The 16,092-nt window shown below is 74.8% G+C and carries 13 protein-coding genes; 10 read left to right on the plus strand and 3 right to left on the minus strand.

Going from position 1 to position 16,092, the window contains the following annotated elements:
- Positions 1–16: 16 nt before the first annotated feature.
- Positions 17–1,057, minus strand: a complete 1,041-nt coding sequence (locus AB0F68_RS31730; protein ID WP_357344926.1) for a sigma-70 family RNA polymerase sigma factor — start codon at positions 1,055–1,057, stop codon at positions 17–19.
- A 73-nt stretch (positions 1,058–1,130) separates the two neighbouring features.
- On the opposite strand from AB0F68_RS31730, the gene AB0F68_RS31735 reads away from it, so the two are divergent.
- Positions 1,131–1,964 carry an alpha/beta hydrolase gene (locus tag AB0F68_RS31735; protein WP_357344928.1) on the plus strand — a complete coding sequence of 278 codons (834 nt, stop codon included), beginning with the start codon at positions 1,131–1,133 and terminating at the stop codon, positions 1,962–1,964.
- A 124-nt stretch (positions 1,965–2,088) separates the two neighbouring features.
- Here AB0F68_RS31735 and AB0F68_RS31740 read toward each other — a convergent pair whose 3' ends face one another.
- Positions 2,089–3,624, minus strand: coding sequence for a M4 family metallopeptidase (locus tag AB0F68_RS31740; RefSeq protein WP_357344930.1), 1,536 nt, complete (start codon positions 3,622–3,624; stop codon positions 2,089–2,091).
- A gap of 342 nt (positions 3,625–3,966) precedes the next feature.
- On the opposite strand from AB0F68_RS31740, the gene AB0F68_RS31745 reads away from it, so the two are divergent.
- Positions 3,967–4,374, plus strand: a complete 408-nt coding sequence (locus AB0F68_RS31745) for a hypothetical protein (RefSeq protein WP_357344932.1) — start codon at positions 3,967–3,969, stop codon at positions 4,372–4,374.
- Between the two features lie 15 nt (positions 4,375–4,389).
- Here the strand turns inward: AB0F68_RS31745 and AB0F68_RS31750 are convergent, their stop codons facing one another.
- Complete coding sequence (locus AB0F68_RS31750; RefSeq protein ID WP_357344934.1) at positions 4,390–6,024, minus strand: hypothetical protein; 1,635 nt, start codon at positions 6,022–6,024, stop codon at positions 4,390–4,392.
- A gap of 237 nt (positions 6,025–6,261) precedes the next feature.
- Between AB0F68_RS31750 and AB0F68_RS31755 the strand changes: the two genes are divergently transcribed.
- The 8 genes from AB0F68_RS31755 (at position 6,262) to AB0F68_RS31790 (ending at position 15,900) form a co-directional block, all read left to right on the plus strand.
- Positions 6,262–8,010, plus strand: a complete 1,749-nt coding sequence (locus AB0F68_RS31755; protein WP_357344936.1) for an ATP-binding protein — start codon at positions 6,262–6,264, stop codon at positions 8,008–8,010.
- A 10-nt stretch (positions 8,011–8,020) separates the two neighbouring features.
- Entirely contained in the window at positions 8,021–9,169 is a 1,149-nt protein-coding gene (locus AB0F68_RS31760; RefSeq protein ID WP_357344938.1) for an exonuclease SbcCD subunit D, read from the plus strand.
- Positions 9,169–11,643 (plus strand): SMC family ATPase, encoded by a 2,475-nt coding sequence (locus tag AB0F68_RS31765; RefSeq protein ID WP_357344940.1) that lies wholly within the window; start codon positions 9,169–9,171, stop codon positions 11,641–11,643. Before AB0F68_RS31760 ends, AB0F68_RS31765 begins: the two co-directional genes overlap by 1 nt.
- 19 nt (positions 11,644–11,662) lie before the next feature.
- Positions 11,663–12,622: a hypothetical protein gene (locus AB0F68_RS31770; RefSeq protein WP_357344943.1), complete on the plus strand. Its 960-nt coding sequence runs from the start codon at positions 11,663–11,665 to the stop codon at positions 12,620–12,622.
- On the plus strand, positions 12,622–13,479 hold the full coding sequence (locus AB0F68_RS31775) for a fused MFS/spermidine synthase (RefSeq protein ID WP_357344945.1): 858 nt from the start codon (positions 12,622–12,624) through the stop codon (positions 13,477–13,479). The genes AB0F68_RS31770 and AB0F68_RS31775 overlap by 1 nt, the downstream gene beginning before the upstream one ends.
- Positions 13,480–13,560: 81 nt before the next feature.
- Positions 13,561–14,259 (plus strand): sigma-70 family RNA polymerase sigma factor, encoded by a 699-nt coding sequence (locus AB0F68_RS31780; RefSeq protein ID WP_357344947.1) that lies wholly within the window; start codon positions 13,561–13,563, stop codon positions 14,257–14,259.
- On the plus strand, positions 14,256–15,047 hold the full coding sequence (locus AB0F68_RS31785; RefSeq protein WP_357344949.1) for a zf-HC2 domain-containing protein: 792 nt from the start codon (positions 14,256–14,258) through the stop codon (positions 15,045–15,047). Before AB0F68_RS31780 ends, AB0F68_RS31785 begins: the two co-directional genes overlap by 4 nt.
- Before the next feature lie 205 nt (positions 15,048–15,252).
- Positions 15,253–15,900: a hypothetical protein gene (locus tag AB0F68_RS31790; protein ID WP_357344951.1), complete on the plus strand. Its 648-nt coding sequence runs from the start codon at positions 15,253–15,255 to the stop codon at positions 15,898–15,900.
- Positions 15,901–16,092: the final 192 nt, after the last annotated feature.

Here is a 16,092-nt window from a genome sequence, read left to right on the forward strand (position 1 = left end):
GGCGCCCTTCACACGATCAGCGACCCGGCGGGTCCGACGGCAACGAGTCCGGCAGCCCGAACGCCGCGAAGTGCGCCGCGCCCACGAACGAGGTGATCCGGGCGATCCGGTCGTTTCGCAGCGTCAGCACGTCGACCGACCACGGCAGGTACGGGCCGGTCGCGCCCGCGCGTAGGTAGCCCGCGACGGCGGGCTGGCCGTTCGCGCCGGTGGGCAGGTGCCGCCAGGCGCCGCAGGGGCCGAGCGGCGCCGACCGGGCGAAGTCCAGCACCGTCGCGACGCCCCGGTACCAGTGCGGCATCGGTGGCATGGACCAGGTGACGTCCTCGGCGAGCAGGGCGACCAGGGCATCGGCGTCACCGTTCGCCAGGGCGGTGGTGTAGCCGGTGACGACCTCCCGCAGCCGGACGTCGTCCAGCATCCGCAGGGTGCGCTGCTGGGAGGCGGCGGGAGCCCGCTCGGCGAGCACCCGGCGGGCTCGCGCGAGCGCCGAGTTCACCGCGCTGGCCGAGGTGCCCAGCATCGCCGCGATCTCGGCGGCGGAGTAGCCGAGGACGTCGAAGAGCAGCAGGGCGGCCCGCTGGTTGCCCGGCAGGTGCTGCACCGCGGCCACGAAGGCCAGCTCGACCGCCTCGCGCTGCTCGTACCGCGCGCCCGGCGGGACGGGACCGGCCGCGAGGCCGGTGTCCGGGTAGGGGCCGAGCCAGGAGACCTCGTGGTCCGGGCGGCTGTCCGGTACGGCGCGGTCGCTGGCCGGGCCGAGGTCGACCGGCAGGGCCCGCCGGGCGCGACCGGCGATGGCGTCGAGGCACACCCGGGTCGCCACGGTGTACAGCCACGAGCGCAGTGAGCCGCGTCCCGCGAAGGCCGGCAGTCCGCGCCACGCCCGCAGCAGCGCGTCCTGGAGGGCGTCGTCGGCGTCGTGGACCGAGCCGAGCATCCGGTAGCAGTGGGCGTGCAGTTCCCGGCGCAGCGGCGCGACCAGCGCGGTGAAGGCGACCTCGTCGACCGGGGCCGGGTCCGGAGCTCCGGTGGCGGTCGACGAAATGACGCTCACAACCGACGATTCTGCCCCACCACCGGGGTCTGGAAGGTGTACGGCTCGCCCCGGCACGATTCTGGAGGACCCGATGAGCAGCATGTCCACCGCGCCCGTCACCGCCGGCACCCTGGAGGTGCCCGACGGGCGGCTGTACTACGAGGTGCGCGGGCAGGGCCCGCTCGTGGCCCTGGTCGCCGCCCCGATGGACGCCGACGCCTTCGCGCCGCTGGCCGACCTCCTGGCCGCGGAGCACACCGTGCTGACCACCGACCCGCGCGGGATCCGGCGCAGCGTCCTGCACGACCCGCACCGCGACTCGACGCCCGAGCTGCGCGCCGAGGACCTCGCCCGGCTCCTCGCCCACGTCGACGCAGGTCCGGCGGCCGTGCTCGGGTCCAGCGGCGGCGCGGTGACCGTCCTCGCCCTGGCCCAGGCCCGTCCCGCGCAGGTGCACACGATCGTCGCGCACGAACCGCCGCTGCTCGGCCTGCTGCCGGACCGGGAGGAACTGCTGGCCCGGGAGGACGACATGATCGCCACCTACCGCGCCGGCGATCGGCTCGGCGCCGGGCGCAAGTTCCTCGCCAACGCCAACATCCACCTGCCCGAGGAGATGGTCCTGGGCATGTTCGGCGGCGAGCCGGACCCGCAGGCGGCCGCCGACGAGCACTTCCAGTACCTGCACATGATCCGCGGCACGACCCGGTTCCGGCCCGACGTCGCCGCCCTGCGCGACGGCCCGACCCGGGTCGTCGTCGGCCTCGGCGAGCGGTCGACCGGTGAGGTCTGCGACCGCACCTCGCGGGCGCTCGCCGCGGAGCTGGGCACGTCGCCGACGATGTTCCCGGGCGGGCACATCGGCTTCGCCGAGAACCCGCCGGCCTTCGCCGCCCGGCTGCGCGAGGTGCTCGCCGACGGCTGAGGCGCACTCCCCGGCATGACGGCGGCGGGCGCGGGACGCCGGGGTGGCGTACCCGCGCCCGCCGTCGGGAGCGCGGCTGCCCGGCGTCGACGGCGGAGGAGGCCGCCGACGCCGGGGCGGGCGATCAGTTGACGCTCACGGCCGACCAGGCGGCGGCCACCGTGTTGTACTCGGCGCTGCTGGTGCCGTACAGGTCGGCGGCGGCTGACAGGCTGGCGGTGCGGGCGCCGGCGTAGTTGGTCCGCGAGGTCATGTAGCGGGTGAGCGCGCGGTACCAGATGGCACCGGCCTTGGCGTTGCCGATGCCGGTCACGGTGCTGCCGTTGCAGGTCGGGCTGTTGCCGTACGCCGACGAGCCGCTGCCCACGGCGAGCAGGTAGAAGAAGTGGTTCGCGACGCCGGACGAGTAGTGCACGTTGAGCCGGCCCACCGAGCTGCTCCAGCAGTCGGCGGAGGAGCCGTCCTTGGAGGGCTTGTCCATGTAGCGCAGCGGACCGCTGCTGCGCACCTTCTCGCCGATCAGGTAGTCGCCCGGGTCGTTGCTGTTGGCGGCGGAGAACTCGACGAGGGTGCCGAAGATGTCGCTGGTGGCCTCGTTGAGACCGCCCGACTCACCGCTGTAGCGCAGGCCGGCCGTGTTGCTGGTGACGCCGTGGGTCATCTCGTGACCGGCCACGTCCAGCGAGGTCAGCGGGTACCAGCCGGAGCCACCGTCGCCGTAGGTCATGCAGAAGCAGGAGTCGTTCCAGAACGCGTTGGCGTAGTTGCTGCTGTAGTGCACCCGGCTGTACGCGCCGACCCCGTCGTTGCGGATGCCGTTGCGGCCGTGCACGGTCTTGTAGTAGTCCCAGGTCTTCTGCGCGCCGTACGCGGCGTCGGCCGCGGCGGTCTGCCGGTTGGCCAGCGTGCCGTCGCCGAACACGTTCGAGGCGCTGGCGACCAGGGTGCCGGTGCCGCTGGTGCCGCCGTTGAGGTCGTAGGTCTTGTGACCGCCCCGGGTGGCGTCGGCGAGCTGGTAGGTGCTGCCGGAGAGGGTGCTGCCCACGGTCACGGTGCCGGAGTGGAAGGTGTTGCCCGTGCCCTCGCTCTGCACGCCCTCCCAGGAGTCGCGCACCTTGCCGGTGGTGGCGTCCACCAGCACGTGCAGCTCGCTGGGGGTGCCGTCGGCGTACGCGCCGCCCACCACGACCTCGTAGGCCAGGGTGGTGCCGGTGGCGTCGGCGTCGTGGACGAGCTGGCTGCCGTCGACCCGGCGGGTGGCGGCGGTGGAGGCGGCGAGCGCGACCCGGCCGGCGGTCGCGGCGCTGACCCGGGCCTTGGCGCCCCGGGTCGGCGCGGCCGCGAGGCTCTGGCTGGCGCCCTTCCAGGTGTTGCCCTTGCCGAGGTGGACCACGGTGTCGCCGCCCAGCACCGGCAGGCCGTCGGAGTAGCGGTTGAGCCGGACGTGCTCGGTGCCGTCGGCGTCGGTCTGCACGTTCTTGAGCGTGAAGCTCTGGCCGTCGGCGACCAGCGCGCTGCCCGAGTGGGCCTTGAGCTGGGCGACCGCCCGGGTGAACGCGTCACCGGAGACGGGGGCGGCGGAGGCCGTGGTGGGCAGCGTGCCGGTGGCGGCGAGCAGCGCCGCCGTGGCCAGCCCACCGAGGAGAGTGGTACGACGCATGAAGTTCCTACCTTCACTAGGACTGCCGGTCGGGGGGGTTCCGACCGACGGGTGACCCGCCGTGGGAGGGCACGCCGGATCGGCCGCGTCTGTGCAGGTCACACGGCAGCGGCTACGCACCAGGGATCGATGGAGGAAAGATCCTCGATGCGTTGTTGCACATTCTTGCCGCACCCGACCCTTGTCTGTCACGACCTGCGGCCAAGATTTTTTCCAGACTTTTCGCGTCCCGTTCACCGCCCGGCGCGGTGAGGGCGCCTCCGGCGCGGGGCGCCACGGTCCTCCGGATCGGGTCCGGCCGACTCGCGAACCGGCCCGCCGTCAGCGCCGTAACCTCGGGGAATGCGTTCTGCGCAGGTGACCGGGACGGCGCCGGAGCGGACCGGTCGCCCGCTGCTCGCCGGTGGGCTGCTGGTCGCCACCGGCCTGGCCGACGTGCTGGCCGCGTACGGCATGCTCCGATCCGGGGCGTTCATGGTGCTGGCCGACGGCGGGCTCTACCCCGTCGACGTCACCGGCTGGATCTGGCTGCACCTGACGACCGGCACCGCGGTCGCGCTCGCCGGCCTGATGGCGCTCACCGGCCGGCGCGGCGCGGCCACCGTCGCGATCTGCTGTGCCGCGCTGGCGATCGCCGTGGAACTGCTCATGCTGCCGTACGCGCCGATCCGGGCGGTCCTGGTGACCGCCGTCGACGTCGCGGCGATCCGGCTGCTGCTCCGCCACCGCCGCACGGCCGGCGGAGGGTGAGGCCGGCGCCTCCGGTCAGCGCGGCTCGCAGATCCGCGCGGAGAAGGCCGGGTCGCCCTCCCGGCCGGCCGCCCACACCGGATTGACCGTCAGGGCGAGCGGCGGGGCCTGCCACGCGGCGCCCAGCCGCTGGAGCAGGCGGTACTCCCGGCGTGGCTCGTCGACCCGGCCGCCGGCCAGGAAGTCGACCACCCGTTCCTCGGCGATCCGCTGGCCGATCAGCCCGCCGTGCAGGGCGGGCATCTGGAAGACCGGAATCCGGCTGTACTCGCCGGGCGGTGCCTCGGCCGCGCTGACCGTCGGCAGGAAGGCGATCATGCGGACCCCGGCCACCGGGCAGAGCGTGCGGTTGCGGTAGAAGGGCGCGTTGACCAGCACCGACCGCACGAACGGCTCGTCCGGATGGCTCTTGACCCGCCGGCCCAGGTTGGCGAGCCAGAAGATCCCGCGCAGTTCCCAGCCGGCCGCCACGCCCCACCCGGAATACCCCGGCGGCGGGTAGTAGGCCCGGCCGGGCTGGATGAGCGGGCTGAACAGCAGCACCGCCTCCACCGGCAGCGGCTGCGCCCACTTGTCCAGGTAGGTCCGCGCCACCATGGCCCCCTCGCTGAACCCGAGCAACGCGATCGGCCGCCCGGTCCGGCGGTGCAGCTCGTCGATCTGCGCGGCGAGCAGCACCGCGCTGGAGTCCAGGGAGCGGTGTGTCGCCTCGGGCCCGTAGGGCAGCGGCCGACCCTGCCGGTCGAGGCCCGCGTAGGAGAAACGCTCCACCCGGGGGTCCGTCGGCAGCACGCCGCTCCATTGCGAGTCGTGCCCGGCGATGGCGATGACCGCGTGCGGCACCCGGTCGGGCAGCCGCTCGGTGACCACCGGGGGCAGCCACTCCCTCGGCGGGCCCACCGCGACGGCGACGAGCGACTGCGACCCGACCGCGGCGGCCATGGTGAGGATGATCGCCACCGGCGCGACCGGGATCCGGGCCAGGCGGATCCGGGCGGGCAGCACGGCCGCCGCCACGGTCCGCTGCCAGAGGAGGCCGTTGATCAGGCCGGCCAGTGCGGCCAGGGGGACGCCCCACCATCCCGGCGTGCTGGAGATGACCGCGCCCGCCACGGTGAGCACCACGAAGTTCAGCACCGACCAGCCGAGCAACTCGACCGTCGGCAGGCCCCGCCACCAGTGCCGGACCACTCCGGCGCGCTGGAGGAACGGGGCGAGCACCAGCATCGGGGCGAGCGAGGCGAACAGGTAGAGGGAGAGCGCGACCGCCGAGAAGGCCACCGAGATGGCGGCCCAGGGCGAGATGATCACCAGAGCGAGGGCGGCCACCTCCAGGTTCCGCCGGACCAGCCAGCCGAACGCGGGACGCGCCGGCCCCGCGGGCCAGGCCAGCGCGGTCAGCCCGGCGCTGAGCAGGCCACGGAAGACGGTGAGCGCCACCAGCCCGAGCAGGAAGTTCCACCAGGAGTCGTGGTAGACCAGCAGCCATCGCAGGTCGTGGTACGAGTCGTACGGCCACACCGCGGTCACCTGGGGCGCCAGCCCCCGGGCGCCGTGGAAGCCGATGCCGACCAGCACCGCCTCCTGCACCACCGGCGGCAGCACGGCGAGCACCAGCAGCATCGCCGTCCGGCTCCGGAGTGCCTCCACCGCCGCTCCTTCAGTGCCTTCCGTCCTCGGGCCCTTGCAGGATCTCCCGGGAGCCGGCCCGGCGGTGCCGGAATGGCCGACCGGAGCGTACGGAGAGTCAGCGGGCGGTCCCGCTGCGCAGGGTCGGCGGACCGGCGAGGTGTCGTCCGCCGCGTCGCGTGGCAACCTGTCGCATCCCTCGGGCAGGATGCACGACGTGCGCCGCGAACGGGACGACCAGCCGACCGGAGACAGCCGATGACCGACGACCTGCTCGACGGCCCCGGCGACGGGGTCGGCCGCGTGCTCGGCACCGCCGACGCCACCCCGCTCACCTTCTGGACCGCGGTCGCCCCCGGCAGCTACCTCCAGCTCGACGACGTCGTGGTGACCCGCCGCGAGCTGCCCGACCGGGAGCCGGTCACCATCGCCGGCGTGGTCACCCAGGTGCGCGCCCGGCACGAGGGGGCGCAGTTCGACTCCGACGTGTTCGCCATCGCCGACGGCACCCTGCCGGCCCAGGTGCAGGAGGCCGCCGAGATCACCACCACCCGGGTCGACCCGGAGTTCTACGTGCCGCCCACCCCGGGCGCCGTGGTGCACCGGGCCGAGGGCGACGCCCGGGCCCGGGCGCTGCACTTCGACCGGATGGAGCGGCGCATCCCGATGGGCATGGGCCGCGACGGCGTCCCGGTCTACCTCAACGCCGACTTCCTCGACGGCACCCGGGGCGCGCACGTCTCCATTTCCGGCATCTCCGGCGTGGCCACCAAGACCAGCTTCGCCACCTTCCTGCTCTACTCGGTCTTCCGCTCCGGAGTGCTCGGCGGCGACGCGGTCAACGCCAAGGCGCTGATCTTCAACGTCAAGGGTGAGGACCTGCTCTTCCTCGACCACCCCAACACCCGGCTCGACGACGCCACCCGGGCCGGCTACGCCAAGCTCGGGCTCGACGCGGGCGCCTTCCCCGACGTCCGGGTCTACGCCCCGCCCCGGGTCGGCGACTCCTCCGGCACGCCCGACGTGAGCAGCCGGCTCACCGGGGTGGACAGCTTCTACTGGACGCTGAGCGAGTTCTGCGCCGACCGCCTGCTGCCCTACGTCTTCGCCGACGCCGACGACGAGCGGCAGCAGTACACGATGGTCGTGCACTCGGTCGCCGCCCACCTGGCCCGATACGCTCAGCCCGCCGACGGCGGGGTGAGCATCGACGGGGTCCGGCTGGGCTCCTACGCCGACCTGGTCGACCACGTCGTCGAGCAGCTCAACGACGACGAGACCCGGAGCGACTGGGCGGGCAGCGCGGTCGGCCTGGGCACGGTCAACGCGTTCGCCCGCCGGCTGATCGGCAGCAAGAAGGACCTGGGCCGGCTGATCCGGGGCGACCTGGCCACCCGCCGCCCGCACTCCATCAACACCGCCGAGTCCGCCCAGGTCACCGTGGTCGACCTGCACAACCTGCCGGACCGCGCGCAGCGCTTCGTGGTCGGTGTGACGCTCAAGAGCGAGTTCGAGCGCAAGGAGAAGGCCGGCACTGCCAAGCCGCTGCTCTTCGTCGTCCTCGACGAGCTCAACAAGTACGCCCCCCGGGAGGGCTCCTCCCCCATCAAGGAGGTGCTGCTCGACATCGCCGAGCGGGGCCGCTCGCTCGGGGTGATCCTGGTCGGCGCCCAGCAGACCGCCAGCGAGGTGGAGCGGCGGATCGTCACCAACTCGGCGGTCCGGGTGGTCGGCCGGCTCGACCCGGCCGAGGCCTCCCGCCCGGAATACGGCTTCCTCCCACCCGCCCAGCGCCAGCGGGCCCTGCTGGCCAAGCCGGGCACCATGTTCGTCAACCAGCCCGACATCCCGGTCCCGCTCTGCCTGGAGTTCCCCTTCCCCGCCTGGGCCACCCGGGTCTCCGAGGCCGGCCGGGCGCCCTCGGAGACGCTGCGCTCGATCACCCAGGCGGCCGACCCGTTCGCGGTGGTCGGCTCGGGCACCGCCGACGACGACATCCCGTTCTAGAGGGCTGACCATGAAGATCCTGCACACCTCCGACTGGCACGTCGGCAAGGTCCTCAAGGGGCAGTCCCGGGCCGAGGAGCACAAGCAGGTGCTCGCCCAGGTGATCGAGATCGCCCGGGTCGAGCGGCCCGACCTGGTGATCGTGGCCGGCGACCTCTACGACACCGCCGCGCCCACCCCGGAGGCGACCCGGCTGGTCACCCGGGCGCTGACCGCGCTGCGCCGCACCGGGGCCGACGTGGTGGCGATCGGCGGCAACCACGACAACGGCGCGGCGCTCGACGCGCTGCGCCCCTGGGCCGAGGCCGCCGGCATCACGCTGCGCGGCAGCGTCCGGGACAACCCGGCCGAGCACGTCATCGACGGCGCCACCCGCGACGGGGAGCGCTGGCAGGTCGCCGCGCTGCCCTTCCTCTCCCAGCGCTACGCCGTGCGGGCCGTGGAGATGTACGAGCTGACCCCCGCCGAGGCCAACCAGACCTACGCCGACCACCTCGGGCGGGTCCTCGCCCGGCTGGCCGAGGGGTTCGGCGAACCGGATCGGGTGCACCTGGTGACCGCCCACCTCACCGTGGTCGGGGCGAGCACCGGCGGCGGCGAGCGCGACGCGCACACGGTGCTCGGCTACGCCGTGCCGGCCACCGTCTTCCCGGGCAACGCGCACTACGTGGCGCTGGGCCACCTGCACCGCTCCCAGCGGGTGATCGGCCCCTGCCCGATCCGCTACAGCGGCAGCCCGCTCGCCGTCGACTTCGGCGAGCAGGAGAACATCGGCTCGGTGACGATCGTCGAGGTGACCGCGACGACCGCGGCGCAGATCCGGGAGGTGCCGGTGCCCGGGGCCGTCCCGCTGCGCACGGTCCGCGGCACGCTGGCCCAGCTCGCCGAGATCGAGGCGCCCGAGGGCTGGCTGCGCGTCTACGTCCGCGAGCAGCCCCGCGCCGGCCTGCGCGAGGAGGTGCAGGAACTGCTCCCCCGCGCCCTGGAGATCCGGATCGACCCGGAGCTGGTGCCCGCACCGGGCACCGGCACCCGCACCGCCCAGCGGGCCGGCCGCTCGCCGCGCGAGCTGTTCGCCGACTACCTGGGCAGCCGGGGCCACGCCGACGACGGCGTCCAGGAGCTCTTCGACGAGCTGCTCGAGGAGGTCGATCACTGATGCGGCCGATGCGGCTGGACATGGCGGGCTTCACCGTCTTCCGCGAGGAGACCACCGTCGACTTCACCGACGCCGACTTCTTCGCGCTGGTCGGGCCGACCGGTTCGGGCAAGTCGACGGTGCTCGACGCGATCTGCTTCGCCCTCTACGGCACGGTGCCCCGCTGGGGTGGCACCCGGGGCCTGGCCAACGCCCTCGCCCCGTCCGCCACCGAGGCGCGGGTGCGGCTGGTCTTCGAGTCCGCCGGCGACCGGTACGTGGCCACCCGGGTGGTCCGCCGCGACGGCCGGGGCACGGTGAAGACCGCCAACGCCGGGCTCCAGCTCATGCCGCCCGGGTTCGACATCACCAAGCTCGACACCGGGCTCAGCCCCGAGGACCTGGGCGAGGTGGTGGCCGGCACCCCGGCCGAGATGGAGCAGGCGGTGCTCGACGCGGTCGGCCTGCCCTACGAGCAGTTCACCAGCTGCGTGGTGCTGCCCCAGGGGCAGTTCGCCGACTTCCTGCACGCCAAGCCGGCCACCCGGCAGCAGATCCTGGTCAACCTCCTCGGGCTGGGCGTCTACGAGGAGGTGCAGAAGAAGGCCACCGAGCGCGCCGGGCAGGCCGAGGCGAAGCTGGAGACGGTCGACAAGATGCTCGGCGGCCTCGCCGACATCGACGAGGAGAGCCTTGCCGCCGCCCGCGAGCGGGCCGACCGGATGCGCGGGCTGGCCGGGGCGGTCGCGGCGGCCGTACCGGAGCTGGAGCGAGCGCGGGCGACGGCGCGCGAGCAGGCGGCGGCCCTCGCCGCGCTCGACGGCGAGCTGACCGTGCTGGCCGGGGTACGGCCACCGGACGGGATCGCCGAGCTGGCCCGGGCCGTGGCGGCCGCGCGCACCGCCGCCGACGAGGCGGTCACCGCCGTCGGCCTGGCCGAGGAGCGCGAGGAGAAGCTGCGCGGCGAACTGGCCGCGGCCGGCGACGAGAGCGCGCTGCGCCTCCAGCTCAGGGCGTACGCCGACCGGGAGAAACTGACCGGCGACGCGGCGGCGGTCCGCGCTGCGGTGGACGCGGCGCAGGCCGAGCACGACGCGGCGGCCGGGGCCCTCGCCGCGGCCCGGGCCGACGCCGAGCGGGCCGAGGCCGAGCTGGAGGCGGCGTTCCGGGCGCACGAGGAGGCGAAGGCCACCGACCAGGCCGTGGCGCTGCGGGCGCACCTGGTCGACGGCGCCCCCTGCCCGGTCTGCGAGCAGCCCGTCCCCCGGGTGCCGGCCGTGCCGAAGGGGTCGGCGGTGGCCCGGGCGCTCGCGGCCGGCAAGGCGGCCCGGACGGCCAGCGAGGCCGCCAAGCGGGTGGTGCAGGAGCGCGACGCGGCCGCCCGCGAGCTGGACCGGGTGCTGCTACGCGCCCGGGCCGAGCACGACCAGGTCCGGGCCCGGCTGGCCGAGCTGGACGCGCAGCTCGCCGACACCGTCCCGCCGGAGGCGCTGCGCGCGTCCCTGGCCGAGCACGCCCGGCTGCGCCGCGCGCTGGAGGAGGCGGCGGTCGCGGTGCGCGCCGGCCGGGACGCCGCCCGCCGGGCCCGCGCCGGCCTCGACGGGGCGCAGGAGCGCCTGCGCCGGGCCTGGCGCGACTTCGACACCGCCCGGGACGGGCTGGCCCGGTTCGGCCCGCCGGCCGCCGACCGCGACGACGTGGCCGCCGCCTGGACGGCCCTCGCCGAATGGGCCGGTGAGCAGGCCGGGCGGCGGCGCGCCGACCGGGCCGGGCTGGCCGCCGCCGTCGACACCGCCGAGGCCGCGGCGGGCGGGGTGGCGGAGCGGATCGGCGGGCTCTTCGACGCGGCCGGGCTGGCCGCGCCGGAGGACCCGCAGCGCGACGCCGCCGTGGCGGTCGAGCGGGCCGAGGCGGAGCTGCGCCGGCTGGAGGAACGCCGCGAGCAGGCCGCCGAGCTGCGCGAGCAGCGGGCCGGCCACGAGCGGGAGGCGCGGGTGGCGCGCGCCCTCGCCGGGCACCTGCGGGCCAACAACTTCGAGCGCTGGCTGCTGGCCGAGGCCCTGGACCTGCTGGTCGACGGCGCCTCGCGGATCCTGCGCGAGCTCTCCGGCGGCCAGTACGACCTGGTGCACGACAAGGGCGAGTTCTCTGTGGTCGACCACCACGACGCCGGGCTGCGGCGCGGGGTGCGCACCCTGTCCGGCGGGGAGACGTTCCAGGCGTCGCTGGCCCTGGCGCTGGCGCTCTCCGAGCAGCTCGCCGGGATGTCCACCAGCGCGGCCAGCCTGGAGTCGATCGTCCTCGACGAGGGCTTCGGCACGCTGGACGCGGCCACCCTCGACACGGTCGCGGCCACCCTGGAGAACCTGGCGGCCCGGGGTGACCGGATGGTCGGCGTGGTCACCCACGTGCCGGCGCTCGCCGAGCGGATCCCGGTCCGCTTCGAGGTCCGCAAGGACGCCCGCACCGCCCGCGTGGAACGAACCGGCCTGTGAGCGTGAGAAGGGCGGCCCTGTGACGAGGTTCTTCGTCGACGCGTGGGACCCGGCGTACGGGGCGTCGTTCGAGGCGGCCGGCGGGGGCGGGCCGGCGGCGCCGAGCAGCGCCCAGGTCGACGCCGACGTCGAACTGCCGGCCACCGACTGGAGGGCCGTCGACGTCCGGCGCGACGTCGCGACCCCGCACGTGGTGCTGCTGGTCGACGGGGTGCGGCGGATCGACGCCAGCGTGTGGACGGCGGAGGACGACGGCGCCTCGTTCCCGGGCATCGCCGCCTCGTACGCCGCCGGGGTGGTCCGCTGCGACCTGGAGCGGGGCGCGGCGGAGCTGGCCGGAGCCCGGGTCGGCCGGGGGCTGTTCACCGCCAGCCCGTCGGCGCAGGACGTGGTGGCCGGCGCGATCCGCTACCCGGTGCACCGGGTGAGCGGCACCGGCGAGCTGAGCAAGCTGCCCGCCGCCGTGCAGGGCCCGCTGACCGCCCTGGAGGTGGCGGTCTCCGACGCGGTGCGAACCGACGGCGACCTGCTGGTGGTCGACGGGCCGCTGCGCAGCCGGCGGAACCTGCCCCGCACCCTCGGCTACATCAAGACCCAGCACAGCCAGTACCTGGACGGCCGGCTCACCGCGGTGGTCACCGGGCTGGCCCCGGGGCAGCGCTGCCCGGTGTTCCGGCTGGGCACCGCGTGGGGCGGCTACTCCTGGTACCTGCGGCTGCCGGTGGCCGGCGGCGCGCCCTGGGCCGGCATCGTGCGGGTGGAGTGCTCCGCCGACCTGACCGAGGCCGAGGCGATCGAGCTGGCTGACCTGTCCCTGGTCACGCTGCCCCGGTTCGCCTCCACCCCGTACAAGGATCCGCGCGCCCCGCAGAACCTGATCCCGATCGCCGGCTTGGAGCGCCGGTTGCGCGGGATGCTCGGCGACGCCCGGCTGCTGCACCGGGTGCTCACCGCGGCGGCCCGGGGGATCCGGCGCTGATGGGCCGGCGACGCGGCGCGGACCGGGCGGTCGCGCAGGTCGACACCGGGCAGGCCGAGCTGGTGCCCGACCCGGACCGGCCGGGCTCCTGGACGCTGCTGCTCGACGGCGCCCCGCAGTCGCATGTGGACCTCACCGATCCCACCCACCTGGAGTTCGAGTACGTCCGGCGGCTGGCCGCCGCGATCGACCTGGTCGCACCGGCCGGCGCGCCGCTGCGGGTGCTGCACCTGGGCGGCGGCGCGCTCACCCTGCCCCGCTACGTCCAGGCCACCCGCCCGGGCTCGACCCAGCGGGTGTCCGAGGTGGACGGCGCGCTGGTCGACCTGGTGCGGCGGGAGCTGCCCTGGCCGGCCGACCCCCGGCTGCGGGTCCGGGTGGCCGACGCCCGGGCCACCCTGACGTCGAGCCGCGACGGCAGCTACGACGTGGTGGTCGCGGACGTCTTCGCCGGCGCCCGCACCCCCGCCCACCTGACCTCGGTCGAGTACGCCGCCGAGGTGGCCCGGGTGCTCCGGCCCGACGGCTGCTACCTGGCGAACGTCGCCGACGGCCCGCCGCTGCGGCACGCCCGCGGGCAGGTGGCCACGGTGCGCACCGTGCTGCCCCGGGCCTGCCTGGTCGGTGACGCGGCGGTGTTGCGCGGCCGGCGCTACGGCAACCTGGTGCTGGTCGCGTCCCGAGTGGAGCCGCCGGTGCCGGAGCTGACCCGGCGGGCCGCCGGCGACTGGTTCCCCGGCCGGGTGCTGGCCGGCGCCGAGCTGGACCGGTTCGCCGGGGGCGTCCCGGTGGTCCACGACGCCGACGCCACCGACTCCACCCCACCCCCGCCCGGAATTTTTTCCGTCCGGCGTTGATCCGCTCGGCGGGCCGGTCCGTACCACCGGGCGGCCATGCCCGTGGGGGGTCGGCTGACGTCATTGGACAGCGGAGGTCTCATGCATGCGGTGGCGGCCGGCTGGCACGGCGAGGTGGCGAGGCCCGAGTGGATGTTCGCCCGGGCACAGCCCCAGTCGCGCGCGTCGAGGTCGGGTCGAGGGCTCGACGCCCGCCCCTCGGATCGCCAGAATGACCCGGTGACGCCGCGACCGGCGCCCGGACGCCACCAGGCGACGTCCGCCGAGGCCAGCCACTCCGACCAGCTGATCCGGCTGCTGTACGCCGAGCACGCGGGGCCGCTGCTGATGTTCGTGATGCGGCTGACCGGCGGGGACCGGCAGCGCGCCGAGGACATCGTGCAGGAGACGCTGCTGCGGGCCTGGCGCAACGCGCACCGGCTGGGCGTCCAGGGCCAGGGCTCGCTGCGCCCGTGGCTGGTCACGGTGGCCCGGCGGATCGCCATCGACGAGCACCGCAGCGAGCAGGCCCGCCCGGCGGAGGCCTACGACCGGGACCTGACCGCGTTCGCCGAGGCGGACAGCACCGACCGGGTGCTGCGCACCATGACGGTGGCGGACGCGCTGCGTACGCTGAGCCAGTCCCACCGGGAGATCCTGGTGGCGACGTACTTCCGGGGGCGTACCGTGCCCGAGGCGGCCGAGGAGCTGGGCCTTCCGCTCGGCACCGCGAAGTCGCGGGTCTACTACGCGCTGCGCGCGCTGCGCACGGCTCTGCAGGAGAGGGGGGTGACGGAATGAGCCGCGCGGACCACATGGACGTCGCCGCGTACGCGCTCGGCGTGCTGGATCCGCAGGACGCGGAGCGGTTCGAGGAGCACCTGGCCACCTGCTGGGCGTGCGCGGCGGAGCTGGAGACCATGGTCCCGGTGGTGGGGATGCTCTCCGGCATCGACGGCGAGGCGATGGCCGCGCTGGAGCAGACGCACACCGATCCCGCGCTGCTGGACCGTACCCTCATGGCGGTCCGCCGCGACCGGCGGCGGACCCGGATGCGGCAGATGCTGGCCGCTGCGGCGGCCGTGGTGGTGTTCGGCGGCCTGAGCGGCGTCGCCGCCGCCGGGGGGTTCGACGGCGACGAAGGGAAGCGGATCCCGCAGGCGGAGCCGACGCTGACCGCGCCCGTCACCGGGCCGCCGAGCGGCGAGCCGTCCGACCCCAACGACCCCGGCGTCGGCAACGGCACTGCTCAGGAGGGCGACCAGCACAACGCGGTCGACCCCGGCACCGGCGTGAAGACCACCATGTGGCTGGCGTCGAAGGAGTACGGCACCCAGATCGACCTCCAGCTCACCCGGCTGCCCGGGCCGCGCACCTGCCGGCTCGTGGTGGTCCGGAAGAACGCCACCAGCGAGGTGGTCTCCACCTGGTCGGTGCCGGGCGGCGGCTACGGCACGAACACCAACCAGCTGCCGCTGGAGCTGAGCGCCTCCACCTCGGCGCCGCTCAAGGACATCGAGAAGATCCAGGTGCAGTCGGTCGACGTCAACGGTGTGGCCAGCCCGCTGGTGACGGTGGACGACCTCTGATCCCGCCGGAACGCCGGCGCCGGGCAGCGACACCGCCCGGCGCCGTTCCGTCGTGCCCGGGGATCGTGACCCGCCGTGCTCCCGTACGCGCCGGCGACCGGATCGGTTCAACGGATCCACTGTGAAATGGAGCACCCTTTTCTCTTCAACCTTGACAGCGCACCGCCCGTACTACTCGGCGAACTGCCAAGAACGAGGAGGGCACGTGGCACACCTGAAGCGGACGACCGTCATCGTCGCGAGCGCGATGGTCGCACTAACGGCCTGCGCCCCCGCGGGCTACGACGGGGCGAACTCGAGCGCGGCCGAGCCGGTCGCCGTCGCCGCGGCCGAACCCACCGCGTCGGCCGAACCGGAAGCCTCCGCGTCCCCGGACGCGCCCGCCGTCGAGAAGGCGCCCCCGTCCGACGTGAAGCTCACCGACGAGCTGGTCGGCAAGAAGCTGCCCCGGATGGGCCAGGTCGTCACCGACCAGGACGGCTGGGTGCTGTACCGGTTCGACAAGGACTCGGCCGACCCGCCGCAGTCCAACTGCGTGGACAAGTGCGCCCAGGTCTGGCCGCCCGCGCTGACCGACGGCAACCCGCAGCTCCAGGGGGTCTCCGACGACAAGGTCGGCACCGTCACCCGCCAGGACGGCACCCGGCAGATCACCATCGGGGGCTGGCCGGTCTACCGCTACATCGGGGACAAGAAGCCGGGCCAGTGGAAGGGCCAGGGCGTCGGCGGCACCTGGTTCGTCGTGAGCCCGAACGGCAAGAAGAACCTCACCTGCCTGCCCACCGGCACCCCGAAGGCGGTCGCCCCGCCGGCGTCGGGTGACTCGGGTGGGGACTCGGGCTACTCGTACTGACGGACCCCCGGACACGGTGGCCGGTCGCAGCCGGGGAGGGCGCGGCCGGACACCGTCGTGGTCCCGGGACAGCGGCGAACCGGCAGCCCCGCGTCCCGGCGCGGCTCGCCGGCTACGGGCTGGTCAAGAAGCGGCTCGGGCTGCCAGCCGCGGAGGGCCTCTTCGTCGAGTCGGCCGTGCTGGCCCTGCCCG

Origin of the sequence: Micromonospora sp. NPDC023966, from assembly GCF_040639095.1 — a bacterium.
Taxonomy (GTDB): domain Bacteria; phylum Actinomycetota; class Actinomycetes; order Mycobacteriales; family Micromonosporaceae; genus Micromonospora.

Coding starts and splice junctions, on each gene's coding strand:
- AB0F68_RS31755 (WP_357344936.1), top strand. CDS start 6,262: ATGACCGACGACCTGCTCGACGGCCCCGGCGACGGGGTCGGCCGCGTG.
- AB0F68_RS31785 (WP_357344949.1), top strand. CDS start 14,256: ATGAGCCGCGCGGACCACATGGACGTCGCCGCGTACGCGCTCGGCGTG.
- AB0F68_RS31745 (WP_357344932.1), top strand. CDS start 3,967: ATGCGTTCTGCGCAGGTGACCGGGACGGCGCCGGAGCGGACCGGTCGC.
- AB0F68_RS31760 (WP_357344938.1), top strand. CDS start 8,021: ATGAAGATCCTGCACACCTCCGACTGGCACGTCGGCAAGGTCCTCAAG.
- AB0F68_RS31780 (WP_357344947.1), top strand. CDS start 13,561: ATGCATGCGGTGGCGGCCGGCTGGCACGGCGAGGTGGCGAGGCCCGAG.
- AB0F68_RS31735 (WP_357344928.1), top strand. CDS start 1,131: ATGAGCAGCATGTCCACCGCGCCCGTCACCGCCGGCACCCTGGAGGTG.
- AB0F68_RS31765 (WP_357344940.1), top strand. CDS start 9,169: ATGCGGCCGATGCGGCTGGACATGGCGGGCTTCACCGTCTTCCGCGAG.
- AB0F68_RS31775 (WP_357344945.1), top strand. CDS start 12,622: ATGGGCCGGCGACGCGGCGCGGACCGGGCGGTCGCGCAGGTCGACACC.
- AB0F68_RS31740 (WP_357344930.1), bottom strand. CDS start 3,624: ATGCGTCGTACCACTCTCCTCGGTGGGCTGGCCACGGCGGCGCTGCTC.